At 71.2% G+C, this 16,820-nt stretch carries 18 protein-coding genes; 8 read left to right on the top strand and 10 right to left on the bottom strand.

Features of this window, described 5'->3' with window-relative positions:
• Positions 1–14: 14 nt before the first annotated feature.
• Positions 15–656 carry a DUF6758 family protein gene (locus ACZ592_RS07740; protein WP_471580584.1) on the bottom strand — a complete coding sequence of 214 codons (642 nt, stop codon included), beginning with the start codon at positions 654–656 and terminating at the stop codon, positions 15–17.
• A gap of 161 nt (positions 657–817) precedes the next feature.
• On the opposite strand from ACZ592_RS07740, the gene ACZ592_RS07735 reads away from it, so the two are divergent.
• The gene (locus ACZ592_RS07735; RefSeq protein WP_471580583.1) at positions 818–2,071 is read left to right on the top strand and encodes an MFS transporter; all 1,254 of its coding nucleotides are present in this window, start codon (positions 818–820) and stop codon (positions 2,069–2,071) included.
• Positions 2,072–2,089: 18 nt separating this feature from the next.
• Here the strand turns inward: ACZ592_RS07735 and ACZ592_RS07730 are convergent, their stop codons facing one another.
• Positions 2,090–2,674, bottom strand: coding sequence for a suppressor of fused domain protein (locus ACZ592_RS07730; protein WP_471580582.1), 585 nt, complete (start codon positions 2,672–2,674; stop codon positions 2,090–2,092).
• 499 nt (positions 2,675–3,173) lie between these two features.
• Between ACZ592_RS07730 and ACZ592_RS07725 the strand changes: the two genes are divergently transcribed.
• Entirely contained in the window at positions 3,174–4,310 is a 1,137-nt protein-coding gene (locus ACZ592_RS07725) for a magnesium and cobalt transport protein CorA (RefSeq protein ID WP_471580581.1), read from the top strand.
• 52 nt (positions 4,311–4,362) lie between these two features.
• The gene (locus tag ACZ592_RS07720) at positions 4,363–4,875 is read left to right on the top strand and encodes a hypothetical protein (RefSeq protein ID WP_471580580.1); all 513 of its coding nucleotides are present in this window, start codon (positions 4,363–4,365) and stop codon (positions 4,873–4,875) included.
• A 200-nt stretch (positions 4,876–5,075) separates the two neighbouring features.
• Here ACZ592_RS07720 and ACZ592_RS07715 read toward each other — a convergent pair whose 3' ends face one another.
• Positions 5,076–5,846 (bottom strand): hypothetical protein, encoded by a 771-nt coding sequence (locus ACZ592_RS07715; protein ID WP_471580579.1) that lies wholly within the window; start codon positions 5,844–5,846, stop codon positions 5,076–5,078.
• A gap of 192 nt (positions 5,847–6,038) precedes the next feature.
• Here ACZ592_RS07715 and ACZ592_RS07710 point away from each other — a divergent pair, with 192 nt between their 5' ends.
• From ACZ592_RS07710 to ACZ592_RS07700, 3 genes are read left to right on the top strand one after another with little or no spacing between them, the layout of a single operon-like run.
• Complete coding sequence (locus ACZ592_RS07710) at positions 6,039–7,316, top strand: magnesium transporter MgtE N-terminal domain-containing protein (protein WP_471580578.1); 1,278 nt, start codon at positions 6,039–6,041, stop codon at positions 7,314–7,316.
• Positions 7,306–7,863: a DUF1003 domain-containing protein gene (locus ACZ592_RS07705; protein WP_471580577.1), complete on the top strand. Its 558-nt coding sequence runs from the start codon at positions 7,306–7,308 to the stop codon at positions 7,861–7,863. Before ACZ592_RS07710 ends, ACZ592_RS07705 begins: the two co-directional genes overlap by 11 nt.
• A 44-nt stretch (positions 7,864–7,907) precedes the next feature.
• Positions 7,908–9,041 (top strand): Mrp/NBP35 family ATP-binding protein, encoded by a 1,134-nt coding sequence (locus tag ACZ592_RS07700; protein ID WP_471580576.1) that lies wholly within the window; start codon positions 7,908–7,910, stop codon positions 9,039–9,041.
• Between the two features lie 82 nt (positions 9,042–9,123).
• Here the strand turns inward: ACZ592_RS07700 and ACZ592_RS07695 are convergent, their stop codons facing one another.
• From ACZ592_RS07695 to sigE, 5 genes are all read right to left on the bottom strand, one after another.
• Complete coding sequence (locus ACZ592_RS07695; RefSeq protein ID WP_471580744.1) at positions 9,124–9,792, bottom strand: hypothetical protein; 669 nt, start codon at positions 9,790–9,792, stop codon at positions 9,124–9,126.
• A gap of 121 nt (positions 9,793–9,913) precedes the next feature.
• Positions 9,914–10,375 carry a sec-independent translocase gene (locus ACZ592_RS07690; protein WP_471580575.1) on the bottom strand — a complete coding sequence of 154 codons (462 nt, stop codon included), beginning with the start codon at positions 10,373–10,375 and terminating at the stop codon, positions 9,914–9,916.
• 150 nt (positions 10,376–10,525) lie between these two features.
• Positions 10,526–12,595, bottom strand: a complete 2,070-nt coding sequence (locus ACZ592_RS07685) for a S1C family serine protease (protein WP_471580574.1) — start codon at positions 12,593–12,595, stop codon at positions 10,526–10,528.
• A gap of 130 nt (positions 12,596–12,725) precedes the next feature.
• Complete coding sequence (locus tag ACZ592_RS07680) at positions 12,726–13,643, bottom strand: zf-HC2 domain-containing protein (RefSeq protein WP_471580743.1); 918 nt, start codon at positions 13,641–13,643, stop codon at positions 12,726–12,728.
• An 89-nt stretch (positions 13,644–13,732) separates the two neighbouring features.
• Entirely contained in the window at positions 13,733–14,506 is a 774-nt protein-coding gene (gene sigE / locus ACZ592_RS07675) for an RNA polymerase sigma factor SigE (protein WP_471580573.1), read from the bottom strand.
• A 153-nt stretch (positions 14,507–14,659) separates the two neighbouring features.
• Between sigE and ACZ592_RS07670 the strand changes: the two genes are divergently transcribed.
• The gene (locus ACZ592_RS07670; RefSeq protein WP_471580742.1) at positions 14,660–15,358 is read left to right on the top strand and encodes an O-methyltransferase; all 699 of its coding nucleotides are present in this window, start codon (positions 14,660–14,662) and stop codon (positions 15,356–15,358) included.
• 174 nt (positions 15,359–15,532) lie between these two features.
• Here the strand turns inward: ACZ592_RS07670 and ACZ592_RS07665 are convergent, their stop codons facing one another.
• Together ACZ592_RS07665 and ACZ592_RS07660 are read right to left on the bottom strand one after the other, a co-directional pair.
• Entirely contained in the window at positions 15,533–15,700 is a 168-nt protein-coding gene (locus ACZ592_RS07665) for a DUF3117 domain-containing protein (RefSeq protein ID WP_003966491.1), read from the bottom strand.
• Positions 15,688–15,969, bottom strand: coding sequence for a hypothetical protein (locus ACZ592_RS07660; RefSeq protein WP_471580572.1), 282 nt, complete (start codon positions 15,967–15,969; stop codon positions 15,688–15,690). The genes ACZ592_RS07665 and ACZ592_RS07660 overlap by 13 nt, the downstream gene beginning before the upstream one ends.
• A gap of 39 nt (positions 15,970–16,008) precedes the next feature.
• On the opposite strand from ACZ592_RS07660, the gene chcB reads away from it, so the two are divergent.
• Positions 16,009–16,809 (top strand): 2-cyclohexenylcarbonyl CoA isomerase, encoded by an 801-nt coding sequence (gene chcB, locus ACZ592_RS07655; protein WP_471580571.1) that lies wholly within the window; start codon positions 16,009–16,011, stop codon positions 16,807–16,809.
• Positions 16,810–16,820: the final 11 nt, after the last annotated feature.

Below are 16,820 nucleotides of genomic sequence, written 5' to 3'. Positions count from 1 at the left end.
GGAAGAGGCGTCGCTCACGGTGAGAGCAGCCGCGGCGACAGCGCCCCGCACGGCAGCAGGTCCACCTCGGCGCCCGCGTCCCGCAGGTCGGTGAGGACCAGCTCGTCGTACATCAGCAGGCCCGACTGCTCCGGCCACGCGATGGCCCACAGCCACAGTCCGCGTGCCTCGCCCGCGAAGACCGCGCGGTCGTCGGGCGTCCCGGAGACGTGCCACATGGGGGTCGGCCGGCCGGCGGCGAGGAGCTTGGCCTGGGGCGGCTTCTCGACGCTCATGTGCGGGCCGGGGTCGGGGCCGTCGATGCCCGCGTACCGCGCGCCGAGGCCGACGCCCAGCTCCTCGGCGACCAGCACCAGCTCGCCGACGCCACCGAGCGGCGCGGGACCCGAGCAGGCCACGGCCGTCGCCCGGCCGCCGCTGCGGTCGTCGCCCGCGCAGGCCACGCCCGTGAACAGCCAGCCGACGGGCAGGGGCCACGGCATCCACACCGGCACCTGCGTGCGGTGCACCACGACCTGGAGGGCCTCGACGCTGGGCGGGATCACGGGCTGCAGCGGATGCACGGTGCCGTGCGCGTCACACTGCCAGGAGTCGGCAAAGAGACCGGGAGCCCTGACCCGGCCACCACACTTCGGGCAACTGGGTTCGCCCCTCATAGCGCCCCACGGTCCTCCCCGGTCGCCGCTCCGTCAAGGACGATCACCCGTCCGGTGGCGCCGTCATCAGGCGAAATTACGTGTAGCTTGCATCCTTTAGTCTTCCTAACTTAACATGTGTATACATCAACGACCCAGTGGAGCAGTGAAGGAGCGGCTGTATGAACAGCAGCACAGGGGGCCCCGCCGAAGGGGACCCATTCGACGCCGGGGCCGGTGGCCTCCTGCGGCAGCCGAAGGCCGTGTGGGCCACGGCGGGCGCTTCCGTGGTGGCCTTCATGGGCATCGGCCTCGTCGACCCGATCCTGCCCTCCATCGCCAAGGGCCTGGACGCGAGCGCCAGTCAGGTCTCCCTCCTGTTCACCTCGTACTTCCTGATCACGGCCGTCGCGATGCTGGTCACCGGCTTCGTCTCCAGCCGCATCGGCGGCAAGAAGACCCTGCTGCTCGGCCTCGCGCTCGTCGTGGTCTTCGCGGCCCTGTCCGGCACGTCGGGCTCGGTCGGCGAGCTCGTCGGGTTCCGTGCGGGCTGGGGTCTTGGCAACGCGCTCTTCGTCTCGACCGCACTCGCCGTCATCGTCGGCGCCGCGGCCGGCGGCAGCGCCGCCGCGATCCTGCTGTACGAGTCGGCGCTCGGCCTCGGCATGGCGTGCGGACCCCTGGTCGGCGCGCTGCTCGGCGACGCCAGCTGGCGTTACCCCTTCTTCGGCACCGCGGCCCTGATGGCGATCGGCTTCCTCTGCATCACGGCGTTCCTCAAGGAACAGCCCAAGCCCGCGCGAAAGACGTCCTTGCTGGACCCGATCAAGGCGCTCGGGCACGGCGGTCTCGCCTCGGCGGCGGCCTCCGCGTTCTTCTACAACTACACGTTCTTCACCGTGCTGGCCTTCACGCCGTTCGTGCTGAACATGACCCCGTACAAGTCGGGTGCCGTCTTCTTCGCCTGGGGCGTGCTGCTCGCGGTCTTCTCGGTGCTGGTCGCCCCTCGGCTGCAGGCCAGGTTCGGCTCGCTGAAGGTGCTCGGCGGCTCGCTCGTGCTGCTCGCCGCGGACGTGCTGGTCCTCGGCTACGGCAGCCACACCGTCGCCATCGTCTGCACGATCCTGTCCGGTGCCTTCATCGGCGTGAACAACACCGTCTACACCGAGCTCGCCCTCGGCGTCTCCGACGCGCCGCGCCCGGTGGCCAGCGCCGGCTACAACTTCGTCCGGTGGTTCGCGGCCGCCGCCGCGCCGTTCTTCGCGCCGAAGATCGAGGAGTGGAGCAACATCCACATCCCGTTCGTGGTCGCGGCCGTCACGGCCGTGCTCGGCGCGGTCGTGGTCTGGGTGCGCAAGGACTCCCTGACCCACGAGGCCGAGGAGCTCGAGCCCCGGCACGCCACCGAGGACAGCGTCAGCGTCTTTGCCAACTGAGCGCTTCGGTCACGGAGTTCAGTCCAAGGACACGGACTTGCGCAGCGGGTCGCGCAGGTCCGTTCCGCTGCTCAGCCAGCGCTCCTGGAGGGCCGCCGCGCCGTGCACCCGCTTCCACGCCGCCTCGTTCGGCGTCATGGGGAGCAGTGGCAGAAAACGTACGGGTTCCATCGGCTCGTCGAGGTCCAGGTCCTCGACGAGACCGCCGGACTCGGCGACGAGCACCGAGGTGAACGGCGCGGACGGCCACAGCGGTTCACCCACGTCCAGCGAGGCCCCCGGCGCCACGACCAACCCCTCGACCTGCGGCGACGCGGCGAGGACGGCGAGCGGGCGCAGCACCTTGTCCGTCTCGGCGACGCCCGCGCGCACCGACAGCACCAGCTCCGCGCGCGGACCCCTGACCGGGTCGGCCAGCGCGGCGGTGGGATCGGCCATCGGCTGGACCGACATACCGAGGGTGGCGTAGCGCACCAGGTCGCCGTCCGCGAACCGCAGGACCTCGACGCGGTCGGTGCCGAGGAAGGTCACCGCGGCGCGCGCGTCAGGTTCCCCCAGGCCAGTACGGAGACGGGCCTCGACCAGCGCAAGAACATCAGCCATGACGCGAGCATAGAACTCGTCAGGGAAGCGCAAAGCGGGGGCTTGACACTTCTGTCGGCTGATAGTGTTGGCCGCTGGCTCAGGGCAGCACGCAGAAGCGTCGCTTTCAAGCCCTGCAGACAGACACTGACTTTGCGCCACTGGCGTGAAGGGCGCATGGGACTTCCCTTACGGGGGACCGGCCGGAGGAGGTGGGGCTGCAATGGACCGAAGTCGACCGTGCAGTACCACCCGCTCTTCCGCCCGGTGATTCACGCAGCTCGGTAGCTGCGCAAGCACACGCACGCACCGCGAGCACTGTTCGTGCCGTGTGCGACGGAAGAGCACTTCGTTCCCACCTGATCTGTCTGAGTTCCCTGATCTGTGTCAGTAGCGAAGCTGCCACCGCAACGGTGCGGTGCTCCCCGCTTTGTGGACGTGCCAAACATCCCGCAGTAGGACGTCCCCATTCCGGGCAGTTCCAACCGTCGCAGGCGGCCTCCGTCGAAGGAGCCTGCCCATGTCGATGATCCGCGACCTCCGTGCCGCCGTCCGCCCCTCGCTGCGCAAGGACGGCACCGGTTTCCCCTCCTCCCCGGCCTCGTACGACACCTACGACGCGACCCGCGACGCCGCGTCCGCCGTCGTCGACTGCGCCGTCTACCGGGACGGGCGCCGCCTGCAGTGCGCCGACGCCCTGAGCCCGCACGAGGCGATGCTGGAGGTGCGCCGCAGGGGCGGCTTCGCCTGGATCGGCCTGCACGAGCCGACCGAGGCCGAATTCGCCGGTATCGCCGCCGAGTTCGGGCTGCACCCGCTCGCCGTCGAGGACGCGGTCCACGCCCACCAGCGCCCCAAGCTGGAGCGCTACGACGACACGCTGTTCACCGTCTTCAAGACCATCCACTACGTCGAGCACGCCGAACTCACCGCCACCAGCGAGGTCGTGGAGACCGGCGAGGTGATGTGCTTCACCGGCCGGGACTTCTTCATCACCGTGCGGCACGGCGGGCACGGCTCGCTGCGCGCCCTGCGCCGCCGCCTCCAGGAGGACCCCGAGCTGCTCGAGAAGGGCCCCTCGGCGGTGCTGCACACCATCGCCGACCACGTCGTCGACGGGTACATCGCGGTCGCCGACGCCATGCAGGACGACATCGACGACGTGGAGAGCGAGGTCTTCTCCGCGCCGAGCAAGGGCAAGGGCACCTCGCGCGGCGTCGACGCCGGGCGGATCTACCAGCTCAAGCGCGAGGTCCTGGAGTTCAAGCGGGCCGTATCGCCGCTGCTCCGCCCGATGCTGCTGCTCAGCGAGCGGCCCATGCGCCTGATCGACCCCGACATCCAGAAGTACTTCCGGGACGTCGCCGACCACCTCACGCGCGTCCAGGAGCAGGTCATCGGCTTCGACGAGCTGCTCAACTCGATCCTGCAGGCCAATCTCGCCCAGGCCGCCGTCGCGCAGAACGAGGACATGCGCAAGATCACCTCGTGGGCGGCGATCATCGCCGTGCCGACGGCGGTCTGCGGGGTCTACGGCATGAACTTCGACCACATGCCCGAGCTGCACTGGCGGTTCGGCTACCCGATGGTGCTCGGCCTCATCGCCGGTGCCTGCTACGCGATCCACCGGACCCTGAAGCGCAACGGCTGGCTCTGACTGCCGCTCGGTACCCCCTCAGTGGGCTGCGGCCACTCGGTAGGCTGCCGCCATGACTGCTGACCCGCTGCTCGACCGCGCCCTCGTCGAGGAGGCCACCAAGAAGTCCGGCCTCATCTGGGTCCGGGGCGAGGGTTCGCCCGACCGGGCGCTGTGGCACGTCTGGCTGGACGGGGCCGCGCTGCTGGTCGGCGACGGGCCCGGCGAGCAGCCGCTGCCGGGGCTCGTCGACGGGGGGTCCGCCGAGGTGACCGTGCGCAGCAAGGACAAGGGCGGGCGGATCGTCGCCTGGACGGCGCTGGTCACCGAGCTCGCGCCGGGCTCCGAGGAGTGGGACGTGGCGGTCGCCGAGCTCAAGGGCAAGCGGTTGAACGCGCCGGACGCCGAGCGGGTCACCGTGCGGTGGGCCGAGCAGTGCCGGGTCGTACGGCTGACTCCGCGTGAGGCGGTGACGTCGATGCCGTCGGGGTCGCTCGCCGCGGTGCCGTTGGGCTCTGCGGCCACCACTCGGGAGCCGGTACCCGCGGCGCTGCCCCGAATGCTCTTCCGGCGCAAGCGCCGCTGAGGCCCGGGGCCCCTTTTTCCGGTGCGGGTGCGGCTTTCCGGTGCGGGGCCCCTTTCCCGGTGCGGGTGCGGCCTTCCGGTGCGGGTCCCTTTTCCCGGTGCGGGTGCGTCGTGGATGCTCGCGCCGTTCCCCGCGCCCCTGGGAGGGCCTTCGCCCTCCCCCCTCTGCGGGTGCGTCGTGGTTGCCCGCGCCCCTTGCGGCTACGACGTCGGTAGTTGTTTGCCGTAGTCGACCATTTCTTCCTTGGTCGGCTCCTGCAAGGTGAAGTCCTTGTTCCAGTCGGTGAGTTTGAGGGTGCCCGCGTGGCCGCCGCGCTCCAGGCGCAGGGGGTAGGGCTTGCCGTCCAGGGAGACGGAGAGCGTGCCGCCCGCGCCCTCGTCGCCGGTGATCTTTATCGTGCGCAGCGAGCCCGACTTGCCTCGGTCGCCCTTGGCGAGGCCTCCGTGCAGCGTGAGCATGCCGCCCAAGAGCTTGTCCTTGTCCGTGAAGCCGCTCAGCTGCTGATAGGCGGGGTCGCCCTGGGGGATCTTGACGTACTTGCCGTCCAGCTTGGCCGCGGCCGCCTCGTCCCCCTTCTGGGCCCCGTCGCCCGACGTACCGCTGTCGTGCGTCCAGAAGTCCGTGTCGGCCTTCAGATAGAGCTGCTCGCCGACACGCAGCAGCTGGAAGGTCTGCCCCTTGGAGGTGACCGAGCCGGTGCCGCCCTCGCCCTTGAGGCGCATGTCGAGGGTGTACGTGTGGTTCTTGCTGACCACCGTGCCGGAGAGCCGGACGGCCGACGCCGTCTGGGCCGCCGCGCCCGCCTTGCCCTGGATCTTCGACGCGGAGAGCTTCCCGACGCCGTTCGTGCCCGCGTCGGGATCATCCGCGCTGCAGGCGGTCAGTGTCGTGGCCGCCGCGACCAGGCCCGCGCACGTCGCGCTCACGATCGCGGCCCTGCGGGCACGGCTGGCCGGGGGATGTGCGGTCACAGGTGGCGCTGCCTCTCGTGCGGACGACCTCTACGGCTTCGGCAGTACGGCAGCGTACCTGTGCCGGGCGACCCGGACGGCCCCCGTCCGTCCGGACCCTCCGCCGGGGCGCATCCGACCGGGACGGGCTAGCCTGAAGCCCGTATTGACGGATCAAACGGCATGAACCCCGGGCCGGAAGGGAGCGCACGCATGGCGGCAGGCGCCCCCAGGGTCTTCGTGTCCCACCTCTCCGGTACCGCCGTCTTCGATCCGAACGGCGACCAGGTGGGCCGGGTGCGCGACCTGGTGGCCATGCTCAGGGTCGGCAAGCGGCCGCCCCGGCTGCTCGGTCTCGTCGTCGAGCTCTCCACCCGGCGGCGCATCTTCCTGCCCATGACCCGCGTCACAGGCATCGAGTCGGGCCAGGTCATCACGACCGGCGTGCTGAACGTGCGGCGCTTCGAGCAGCGGCCCACCGAGCGGCTCGTCCTCGGCGAGATGCTCGACCGGCGGGTGCGGCTCGTCGATTCGGACGAGGAGGTCACCGTCCTCGACGTGTCCGTCCAGCAGCTCCCGGCCCGCCGTGACTGGGAGATCGACCGGGTCTTCGTACGCAAGGGGAAGGGCGGGACGTTCCGGCGCAAGGGCGAGACCCTCACCGTCGACTGGTCCGCCGTCGACGGCTTCTCCCTGGAGGAGCACGGGCAGGGCGCCGAGAACCTCCTCGCCACCTTCGAACAGCTGCGCCCCGCCGACCTCGCCAACGTCCTGCACCACCTCTCCCCCAAACGGCGGGCCGAGGTGGCCGCGGCCCTCGACGACGACCGGCTCGCCGACGTCCTGGAGGAGCTCCCCGAGGACGACCAGATCGAGATCCTCGGCAAGCTCGCCGAGGAGCGCGCGGCCGACGTCCTGGAGGCCATGGACCCCGACGACGCCGCCGACCTCCTGGCCGAGCTGCCCGAGGAGGACAAGGAGCGGCTGCTCACCCTGATGCAGCCGGACGACGCGGCCGACGTGCGGCGCCTGATGGCGTACGAGGAGCGCACGGCCGGCGGCATGATGACGACCGAGCCGATCGTGCTGCGGCCCGACGCGACGGTCGCGGACGCCCTGGCCCGGGTGCGCCAGCAGGACCTCTCCCCCGCGCTCGCCGCCCAGGTGTACGTGTGCCGGCCGCCGGACGAGACGCCGACGGGCAAGTACCTGGGCACCGTGCACTTCCAGCGCCTGCTGCGCGACCCGCCCTACACGCTGGTCGGGTCGATCCTCGACGACGACCTGCAGCCGCTCGCGCCGGACGCCGGGCTGTTCGCCGTCGCCGGGTTCTTCGCGACGTACGACATGGTGGCGGCGCCCGTCGTGGACGAGGGCGGCTCACTGCTGGGGGCCGTGACCGTCGACGACGTGCTCGACCACATGCTGCCCGGCGACTGGCGCGAGACGGAGTTCCACTTGGAGGAGGAAGGTGTGGTCCATGGCGGCTGACCGTGAGCGCGAGAACCGCACCGAGGCGCGGACCTCTCGATTCCGGCTCGACCAGCCGAGGACGCCGCGCCCCCGGCTCCTGCCCGAGTACGACCCGGAGGCCTTCGGCCGGCTCTCGGAGCGCATCGCGCGGTTCCTGGGCACCGGCAGGTTCATCGTCTGGATGACGGTGTTCATCATCCTGTGGGTGGTGTGGAACATCGCCGCCCCCGAGCACCTGCACTTCGACCAGTACCCGTTCATCTTCCTGACGTTGATGCTGTCGCTGCAGGCGTCGTACGCGGCCCCGCTCATCCTCCTCGCGCAGAACCGCCAGGACGACCGCGACCGCGTCAATCTGGAACAGGACCGCAAGCAGAACGAGCGGTCCATCGCGGACACCGAGTACCTCACCCGCGAGATCGCCTCCCTGCGCATGGGCCTGGGCGAGGTGGCCACCCGCGACTGGATCCGCTCCGAGCTCCAGGACCTGGTCAAGGAGTTGGAGGAGCAGCGCGCGGTATTCCCGCAGGAGGGCCGCCGCGGGAGTGATGTAGGCGACCGCTGACATACCTTTCCGGGGCGGGGTTACCGCGCCGTACTATCGGTTGTATGGCTACGGAAGACGCGGTGCGTGAAGCACTGGCGACGGTGAACGACCCCGAGATCCATCGACCCATCACCGAACTGGGGATGGTCAAATCGGTAGACATCTCCCCTGATGGGGTGGTAGCGGTCACCGTGTACCTCACGGTCTCCGGATGCCCGATGCGCGAGACCATCACGAAGAACGTGACCGACGCGGTCGCCGCCGTCGAGGGCGTCACGCGCGTGGACGTCACCCTCGACGTGATGAGCGACGAACAGCGCAAGGAACTGGCGAACGCCCTGCGCGGCGGCACCGCCGAGCGTGAGGTCCCCTTCGCCAAGCCCGGCTCGCTGACCCGGGTCTACGCGGTCGCCTCCGGCAAGGGCGGCGTCGGCAAGTCCTCGGTGACGGTGAACCTCGCGGCCGCGATGGCCGCGGACGGCCTGAAGGTCGGCGTCGTGGACGCGGACATCTACGGCCACTCCGTGCCCCGGATGCTGGGCGCCGACGGCCGGCCCACCCAGGTCGAGGACATGATCATGCCGCCGTCGGCGAACGGCGTGAAGGTCATCTCGATCGGCATGTTCACCCCGGGCAACGCGCCGGTCGTGTGGCGCGGCCCGATGCTGCACCGCGCGCTGCAGCAGTTCCTCGCGGACGTCTTCTGGGGCGACCTGGACGTGCTGCTCCTGGACCTGCCGCCGGGCACCGGCGACATCGCGATCTCCGTGGCGCAGCTCGTGCCGAACGCCGAGATCCTGGTCGTCACCACCCCGCAGCAGGCGGCCGCCGAAGTCGCCGAGCGCGCGGGTTCCATCGCCGTGCAGACCCACCAGAAGATCGTCGGCGTCGTCGAGAACATGGCGGGCCTGCCCTGCCCGCACTGCGACGAGATGGTCGACGTGTTCGGCACGGGCGGCGGCCAGCGGGTCGCCGAGGGCCTCACGAAGACGACGGGCGCCCAGGTCCCGGTCCTCGGCTCCATCCCCATCGACGTCCGCCTGCGCGAAGGCGGCGACGAGGGCAAGCCGGTCGTCCTCACCGACCCGGACTCCCCCGCGGGCTCGGCGCTGCGCGCGATCGCGGGCAAGCTGGGCGGCCGCCAGCGCGGCCTGTCGGGCATGACGCTCGGGCTCACGCCCCGCAACAAGTTCTGACGCGCCTACGGGGAAGGGGGCGCCGTCGGTGACGGCGCCCCCTTCTTCGTATCCGTACATCCGTGCCCGCAGGCAGAGGTTGTCAGGCGTATGCCCCGACGTCCTTGACAACCGAGAAGCCCAGGCCGTACGCGCTCATGCCGCGTCCGTACGCGCCCAGGTGCACGCCCTCCTTGGTGGAGCCCGCGAGGACCCAGCCGTACTCGGACTCGCGGTAGTGGAAGGGCGTCGGCACGCCGTCCACCGGCAGCGACAGGGAGGACCAGTCGGAGCCCTCCAGGTCGTCGGCGAGGACCCAGGCGGTCTCCGTCTGCTGGTCCAGCCAGTCGTCGCGCAGGGTGTGGTCCATCTGGATCGGCCAGGTGAACGACAGCAGCCCCACTCCGGCGAGCCAGGCGGCCGAGGAGACCGAGGTGGCCTCCAGGACGCCCGTGCCGTCCGCGCTGCGCCGGACGGGGTTGGCCGCGACGGTCACCACGACCGCGAAGCGCTCCTTGTCACTGTTGCCGAGGGTGCCCTCGGCGCGGACCGACGGCTCCTCGCCGTGTCCGATCGAACCGTGCTCCACGGCACCGTCCGCCGTCGCGCCGACCTGCATCAGCCAGCGCGGCCCCGTGAAGGCCTCGTCGAGGCCGTACCAGGGGAAGGGCGCCAGCAGGTAGCCGTCGACCGTGCGCCGGGCGGAGGACACCTCTTGTGCGGTGCCGTCCGCGGTCGGCGCCTGCGCGCCTACCCGACTTGTCGTCTCCATGTACCCGGCCGCCTCCTCGATCTCGTCGGTCCGGCGCGGCCCGCCCCCCTCGGGCGTCCTCACGTCCGGACAACAAGGCAGGATAGCCACACCGATTGGCGGCGGCGGTTCAGGCGATGCCTCAGGTGGCGTCCGCGTCGAACGGCGGACGGTCCTCCGCGTCGAGCTTCGTGGGCTCCGCGGGCTTCTTCCGCATGTCGACGCGGGCCCCGCCGGACGGGGCCGCGGCGGCCTCGGAACCGGCCTCCGAAGAGTCGCTCTCGCGGCCGTGCACGGCGTCCGCGACCTCGTTCATCTCCTTCTTGAGGTCGAAGCCGTTGCGGATTTCCTTGAGGCCGAGCTCGTCGTTGTCGAGGTGCTTGCGGATGAACTTCTTGGGGTTCAGGTCGTCGAACTCGAAGTCCTTGAACTCCGGCCCCAGCTCTTCCCTTATGTCCGCCTTCGCGCTGTCCGAGAACTCGCGGATCTTGCGGATCGTGCGGGAGATGTCCTGAATGACCTTCGGCAGCTTGTCCGGTCCGAAAATGAGCACGGCGAGGACGACCAGCGCCACTATCTCGAGTGCGCCAATGTCATTGAACACCTTGAGCTCCTTGCGATGTCCTCAGTCCGCGGCAGGTCGTCGGCAACAGGTCGTCGTCCGAGGTCTGGACCGTGACCACGGTACCCGGCGCCCATGGCCGTCCGGTAGCCGCTGCACGACAACCCGGAGCAGACGTGGCCAGTCCTTTACTCAGCTCCCGCCGGCCGAGCCGAGCACCAGCGTCACCTCGCGGTCCTTCCCGGCCCGCTCGACCGTCAGCCGCAGGCGGTCCTCGGGGCGGTGCGCGCGCACCTTGACGATGAGTTCGTCGCTGGAGTGCACGGCACGGCCGTCGACCTCGGTGATGACGTCGCCCGGCTCAAGGCCCGCCTTGTCGCCCGGACCGTTCTCGTTGACCGCCGCACCGCCGTTGCTGCTCTTGTCCGCGATGCGGGCGCCGTCGCCGTTGAAATCGGTGTCGAGGGTGACGCCGATCACGGGATGGGTGGCCTTGCCGTGGTTGATGAGCTCCTCGGCGACACGCTTGCCCTGGTTGACGGGGATGGCGAAACCGAGGCCGATGGATCCCGCCTGGCCGCCGCTCTGGTCCGCGCCGTCGTCCGCGGAACGTATGGCGCTGTTGATGCCGATCACGCGCGCCCGGGAGTCGACGAGGGGCCCGCCGGAGTTGCCGGGGTTGATCGGCGCGTCGGTCTGCAGGGCGTCCACGTACGAGATGTCGCTGCCGTCGCCCTTCTCGCCCCCCGCGGTGATGGGCCGCTCCTTGGCGCTGATGATCCCGGAGGTCACGGTGTTCTCCAGGTCGAAGGGCGCGCCGATGGCGACGACGGGGTCGCCGACCTGGACGTTCTCGGAGTTGCCGAGGGTCAGGGGCTTCAGGCCGCGGACGCCGGACACCTTGACGACCGCGAGGTCGTACCCGGAGTCGCGGCCGACGACCTCGGCCTTGGCGCTCTCGCCGCCGCTGAAGGTCACCGACACCTCGCCGCCGGTGCCCGCGGGCTCGACGACGTGGTTGTTGGTGAGGATGTGCCCCTTGCCGTCCAGTACGAAGCCGGTGCCGGTGCCCTGGGCGGAGTCACCGCTGACGTGCAGCGTCACGACGCCGGGCAGGGCGGCGGAGGCGATGCCCGCGACGCTGCCCTCGGGCCGGTTCCTGGACTCGGTGCCGGGCTGCCGCAGCTCGATGTCCCCCGTGCCGTTGCGCTCCAGGTACGCGCCGGTCGCGCCGCCGACGAGCCCCGACACGAGAGCGATGAGCGCCACCCCGACGAAGAGCGCCCTGCGCCCACGCTTTTGCCGCTTCTCCTCGCTCTCCGGAGGCACCGAGCCGGTCTGCTGAAGGGGCGCGTTCCAGGGGTCGTAGGGCTGCCGTGGCGGCGCCTGGCCCGCCGGCCCCGCCTGCGGTGGCTGAGCCATGACGTGCGGCGGCTGCGGCTGCGGGTGGGGGGTGCTGTCGTACGGGGGCGGGGCGGGAGTGCCTTGCGGCGGCGTACCGCCCTGCGGGGCGGTCGGGAACGGGGTGCCGTGCCCGGAGGTGCCGTGCGGCGGCGCACCGCCGTGCAGGGGCGCGGGGCCCGGGGTGCCGTGGGCCGGCGTACCGCTGTGCGGAGGTGTGGGGAGCGTGGTGCCGTGGGCGGGGGTCGCCGCGGGGTGCTGCACCGGGGGCGCGGGTGCCCAGGGGCCGGGCTCGCCGTAGGGCGGGGTGCTGTACGGGTCGGGGTCGTGCAGGGGGCGGGGGCGGTCGGCGGGCGCGGCCCCCGGCGCGCCCGTCACGGTCCCCCGGTCCGGCGACGCTTGGGCCGGGACGGATGCACTCCCCCCGCCTGCCGAGGCTCCGCGCGGAGGGCTGTCGGCCGGTATGGGGGTGCTGGGCACGGAGTCACCGGGCACAGAGTCGTGGGGCACAGGAGCGGCGGGCACCGCACCGTAGGGAGCCGGGGCGGCCGGAGCCGGACCCTGCGCGCCCGGAGCCGCTGCCGAGTCACCGGGCACAGAGTCGTGGGGCGCCGCGGCACCCGGCGCCGAGCCCTGCGCGTCCGGAGCCACTCCGTACGGAGCCTGCGCCTCGGGCGCGGAGTCACGCTGTACCGGCGCCCCGGACTCCGCTTCCGCGGGTTCCGCGGGACGGGCCTGCGTGGGCGACCGCTCCGTGGACGGGGTGGCCGTCGTGGACTCGTCCACGACACCCGGCGCACCCGATCCTTCCGGCCGAGGTCGGCTCCACCAGTTCGCCTTCGTGGGCTTCCCCTCGTCCATGTTCTCCCCACAACTGGCCCGCGGCGGACGCCGTTTGCATGCTCTACCCCGTACACGCCGAATCCTCGGCGGGTACGGCCCACCGAGGATTCAACCAGGTTCCCGCGCGAAAGCGCAGGGCAGCGTCGCGTCAGCGAACCTGCGACGTGCCCTTCAACGGCCCCGTCGCCGACGGCGCGGCCGTGGCGCGCAACGGCTGCGTCTCCCTCGGCACCACCGCGTCCGCGGCGTGCGGCAGCCCGGTGCCGGGCGCCTCGGCGGCGCGATAGGTCGGCTCAGCCGGACGTATCAGCGGGGAGATCACCGCGGCGCCCGCCAGCATCGGCGCCGCCAGCTCGTCCACCGAGTCGCGGGAGCGCAGCGGCTGGGCGGGAGCCCCGGGCAGCAGCGGTCCTGTGACCTCGGTCGGCGCGACCGGTGCCGACAGGGCGCCGGGCCGCTGGCCCTGCGCGGAGAGCGGATTGCCGCCGCCGCGACGGCGCACGGAGTCCGGGGTCGCGGCGGTGCCCGATCCCTGGGTGCGCTGCGGGGTCACGTTGCTGTTGGTGCCGGAGCCGCCCGCGCGGGTGTCGCCCGTGTCGCCGGGGACACCCACCGTGACGCCGCCGAGCGCGATGGCGGCCATCGACACCGCGCCGGCCGCGGCGAACGCGAAGCGGCGCCCGCGCCAGAGCGAGCGGTCGCTCTCGTGCCGGGTGACGTCGTGGATGCGGAAGCCCCGCTGCTCGCTGGGGAGTACCGCGGCGTGCGCGCCCGCGGGGGCGTACTCGACGAAGGGCTCAGTGCTCGCGCCGAAGAGGCCCGTGCCGGGCAGTCCCGCGGAGTCGGTGGCCCCGGTGGCGAACCCCTCGGGACCGCCCGGTCCTCCCGACGGCCCTGAACCGCCTCCCGGAAGACCTTGGAGACGGGCGAGGAAACTCTCGGAGGGCGGCGGCGGGGCCGCCTGCGCGAAGACGTTCTTCAGGCGACGCTGGGCGTCGGCCTCGGTCTTGCACATCGGACAGGTCGCCAGATGTGCGAGGACGCGCTCGCGCGCGTCATGGCCCAACTCGCCGTCCACAAGGGCGGCGAGCCGGTCCCCCAGATGCTGCTCGGCCTCGGCTAGTTGCCGTTCGGCAGGATTCGACCGTGATCCACTCACGCGGTCGCGCCCCCTCCTCCCAGCGCCACGGCTCCGGTGACCGCGAGCGAACGGCGCTCGGCGCGGGCTTCGGGAGACCGGTGCTGGAGGGCCTTGCGCAGCTGCGAGCGGCCCCGGTGGATACGGCTGCGGACCGTACCCAGCTTGACGCCGAGCGTCGCGGCGATCTCCTCGTACGAGAGGCCCTCGATGTCGCAGAGGACCACGGCGGCACGGAACTCGGGCGCGAGGGTGTCCAGCGCCTGCTGGACGTCCGCGTCGAAGTGCGTGTCGTTGAACACCTGCTGCGGCGACGGCTCGCGGCTCGGCAGCCGCTCCGCGGCGTCGTCCCCGAGCGCGTCGAAGCGGATGCGCTGCTTGCGGCGCACCATGTCCAGGAAGAGGTTCGTGGTGATGCGGTGCAGCCAGCCCTCGAACGTGCCGGGGGTGTAGGTCGAGAGGGACCGGAAGACACGGACGAAGACCTCTTGCGTGAGGTCCTCGGCGTCGTGCTGGTTGCCGGTCAGGCGGTACGCCAGGCGGTACACGCGGCCGCTGTGCGTGCTGACGATCTCCTCCCAGGTGGGCGGAGTCCACGCCTGCGATTCCGCGTCAGCGGCAAAGGTCGCGGTCTGAGCGGAGTCGTTGGCGCGGATGCGGTCAGCGGTGTCGGTCACGGATTTCGGCTCACCCGCCAATCCGAGAAAACGCCGGAGCGCTCCTCCCCGATCCGCGGACGTAGCCGCACCTCCCCTGTCGGCTCTGGTGGTGTCCAGTGGAGCCCCTACCATAACCACCTCGCCCGTTAGCTCCGGATAAGCGTTTTTACGTGAATTTGGTACGGGCTTCTCTGCAGGTGTCCTGCTGCGTCGAGCCGCCCGCTTCCAGTCTTGATCCATCCGTTACCCCCACTGCGTTCCCACCCCCTATAAACGCGCGGCCTCATCTGCGGGTTCCCGCCCCCAACGGATACAGTCACGGCCAGGCAACCATGGGGACAGGAGAGGGCCATTACCGGCAACCGGCAGACGGGCTGGGCGTTCGCCGACGCCTTTGTCGCCGAGGACGAGGCGTTGCGCTGGGCCCGGGACCGGGCCCGGGAGGCAGGTCTGCCCTCGGTGTCGCCCGGCACCGGCGCCGCGCTGCGGATGCTCGCCGCCACGGCTGACGCGAAAGCGGTGGCCGAAATCGGCACGGGGACCGGGGTGTCGGGGATCCATCTCCTGCACGGCATGCGGCCGGACGGCGTCCTGACCACCGTCGATCCCGAGCCGGACCGCCAGCAGTTCGCCCGGCAGGCCTTCCGCGCGGCCGGCTTCGCGGGCAACCGCGCGCGGTTCATCCCGGGCCGCGCCCTGGATGTCCTGCCGCGTCTCGCCGACGGCGGCTACGACCTCGTCTTCTGCGACGGCGACCGTCTCGAGTCCCTGGAATATCTCGCTGAATCGTTGCGCCTGCTGCGGCCCGGCGGGCTCGTCTGCTTCGAGGGCGTCCTCGCCGACGGCAGGACCGTGGACTCGGGGCCGCAGCCGGTCGAGGTGCTGCACCTGCGGGAGCTGCTGCGCGCGGTGCGCGAGAGTCCGGACCTGGTGCCCTCGCTCCTCCCGGTGGGCGACGGGCTCCTCTGCGCCGTCAAGCGCTAGCCGTCCGCTCCCCGGGCGTCGGGCCCCGTGTCCCGCAGCACCTCTTCAGTGTCCTCAGCGCCCTCAGCGCCTCTCAAAGGCAATGTGGGCCGCGCCCCGACCCGGAAGACACCACTGCCCCGGCATCTTTGTACGATGCCGGGGCAGTGGAAAAGTATGGAGCGCGCTTCCGCGTCAGCCGACGACCTTCTTCAGGGCGTCGCCGAGCGCGTCGGCCTCGTCCGGAGTCAGTTCGACGACAAGTCGTCCGCCGCCTTCGAGCGGAACGCGCATGACGATGCCCCGCCCCTCCTTGGTCACCTCGAGCGGGCCGTCGCCCGTTCGCGGCTTCATGGCCGCCATGCTCGTTCCCCTTCCTGAAACCAGCTCATCGCAGCCGACAACCCAGGTGTCACCGGCATCGAACACATTGCTTCCAGGCCATTATCCCGCATGGCAGGACCCGATGACCAACATCGGTCGGCATCGCTTGCGCAACGCGCGGCCGCAAAACCACTCAATTCGGCGATGTGACTGCGATACTTCGCCGCCCCATACGCCTCACGGCCCCGGATTTCTTTGACGCAGGTCACATATCCGGGCTCATGCCGGACCTCGATGATCTCCGTCATGCTGAGTCCCTACGTACTGGACCAGCGGAGGGGGCCACCATGGCCGACAGTGTGCTCTACGAGGTGAGCGACGGACTCGCGACGATCACGATCAACCGTCCCGAGGCGATGAACGCCATGAACACCGAGGCGAAGGTCGCGCTGCGGGAGGCCGTGCGGGCGGCTTCCGCGGACGACGCGGTGCGCGCGGTGCTGCTCACCGCGTCCGGCCGCGCCTTCTGCGTGGGCCAGGACCTCAAGGAGCACATCGGCTCCCTGACCGCCGACCGCGAGGCCGGCACCGGGCAGACCATGAGCACCGTCAAGGAGCACTACAACCCCATCGTGCGGGCGCTGACGGGCATGCGGAAGCCGGTCGTGGCGGGCGTCAACGGCGTGGCGGCGGGGGCGGGCCTCGGCTTCGCGCTCGCGGCCGACTACCGCGTGGTCGCGGACACCGCGAAGTTCAACACGTCCTTCGCCGGGGTCGCGCTGACCGCCGACTCGGGCGTCTCCTGGACGCTGCCGCGGGTCATAGGCCCGGGCCGCGCCGCCGACCTGCTGCTCTTCCCTCGCAACATCAGCGCGCAGGAGGCGTACGACCTGGGCATCGCCAACCGGATCGTGCCCGCGGCCGACCTCGCCGCCGAGGCCGCACAGGTGGCCCGCGCCCTCGCCGACGGGCCCACCCTCGCCTACGCGGCACTCAAGGAGTCCCTCGCCTACGCGGCGAGCCACTCCCTGGACGAGGCGCTGGACAAGGAGGACGAACTGCAGGCGAAGGCGGGGGCGTCAGAGGACCACGCGATCGCCGTGCAGGCCTTCATCGCCAAGGAGAAGCCGAAGTACCTGGGGCGCTGACCCGCCTGCCC

This window comes from Streptomyces sp. NPDC040622, assembly GCF_055593965.1.
The sequence above is the reverse complement of the archived record's forward strand: the minus strand, read 5'-3'. Positions and strand labels throughout refer to the sequence as shown.

Bases quoted from the DNA above. Each gene is read 5' to 3' on its own strand.
- ACZ592_RS07740 (WP_471580584.1), bottom strand. From the start codon at position 656: ATGAGGGGCGAACCCAGTTGCCCGAAGTGTGGTGGCCGGGTCAGGGCT.
- ACZ592_RS07735 (WP_471580583.1), top strand. From the start codon at position 818: ATGAACAGCAGCACAGGGGGCCCCGCCGAAGGGGACCCATTCGACGCC.
- ACZ592_RS07730 (WP_471580582.1), bottom strand. From the start codon at position 2,674: ATGGCTGATGTTCTTGCGCTGGTCGAGGCCCGTCTCCGTACTGGCCTG.
- ACZ592_RS07725 (WP_471580581.1), top strand. From the start codon at position 3,174: ATGTCGATGATCCGCGACCTCCGTGCCGCCGTCCGCCCCTCGCTGCGC.
- ACZ592_RS07720 (WP_471580580.1), top strand. From the start codon at position 4,363: ATGACTGCTGACCCGCTGCTCGACCGCGCCCTCGTCGAGGAGGCCACC.
- ACZ592_RS07710 (WP_471580578.1), top strand. From the start codon at position 6,039: ATGGCGGCAGGCGCCCCCAGGGTCTTCGTGTCCCACCTCTCCGGTACC.
- ACZ592_RS07705 (WP_471580577.1), top strand. From the start codon at position 7,306: ATGGCGGCTGACCGTGAGCGCGAGAACCGCACCGAGGCGCGGACCTCT.
- ACZ592_RS07700 (WP_471580576.1), top strand. From the start codon at position 7,908: ATGGCTACGGAAGACGCGGTGCGTGAAGCACTGGCGACGGTGAACGAC.
- ACZ592_RS07695 (WP_471580744.1), bottom strand. From the start codon at position 9,792: ATGGAGACGACAAGTCGGGTAGGCGCGCAGGCGCCGACCGCGGACGGC.
- ACZ592_RS07685 (WP_471580574.1), bottom strand. From the start codon at position 12,595: ATGGACGAGGGGAAGCCCACGAAGGCGAACTGGTGGAGCCGACCTCGG.
- sigE (WP_471580573.1), bottom strand. From the start codon at position 14,506: ATGGTAGGGGCTCCACTGGACACCACCAGAGCCGACAGGGGAGGTGCG.
- ACZ592_RS07665 (WP_003966491.1), bottom strand. From the start codon at position 15,700: ATGGCGGCCATGAAGCCGCGAACGGGCGACGGCCCGCTCGAGGTGACC.
- ACZ592_RS07660 (WP_471580572.1), bottom strand. From the start codon at position 15,969: ATGACGGAGATCATCGAGGTCCGGCATGAGCCCGGATATGTGACCTGC.
- chcB (WP_471580571.1), top strand. From the start codon at position 16,009: ATGGCCGACAGTGTGCTCTACGAGGTGAGCGACGGACTCGCGACGATC.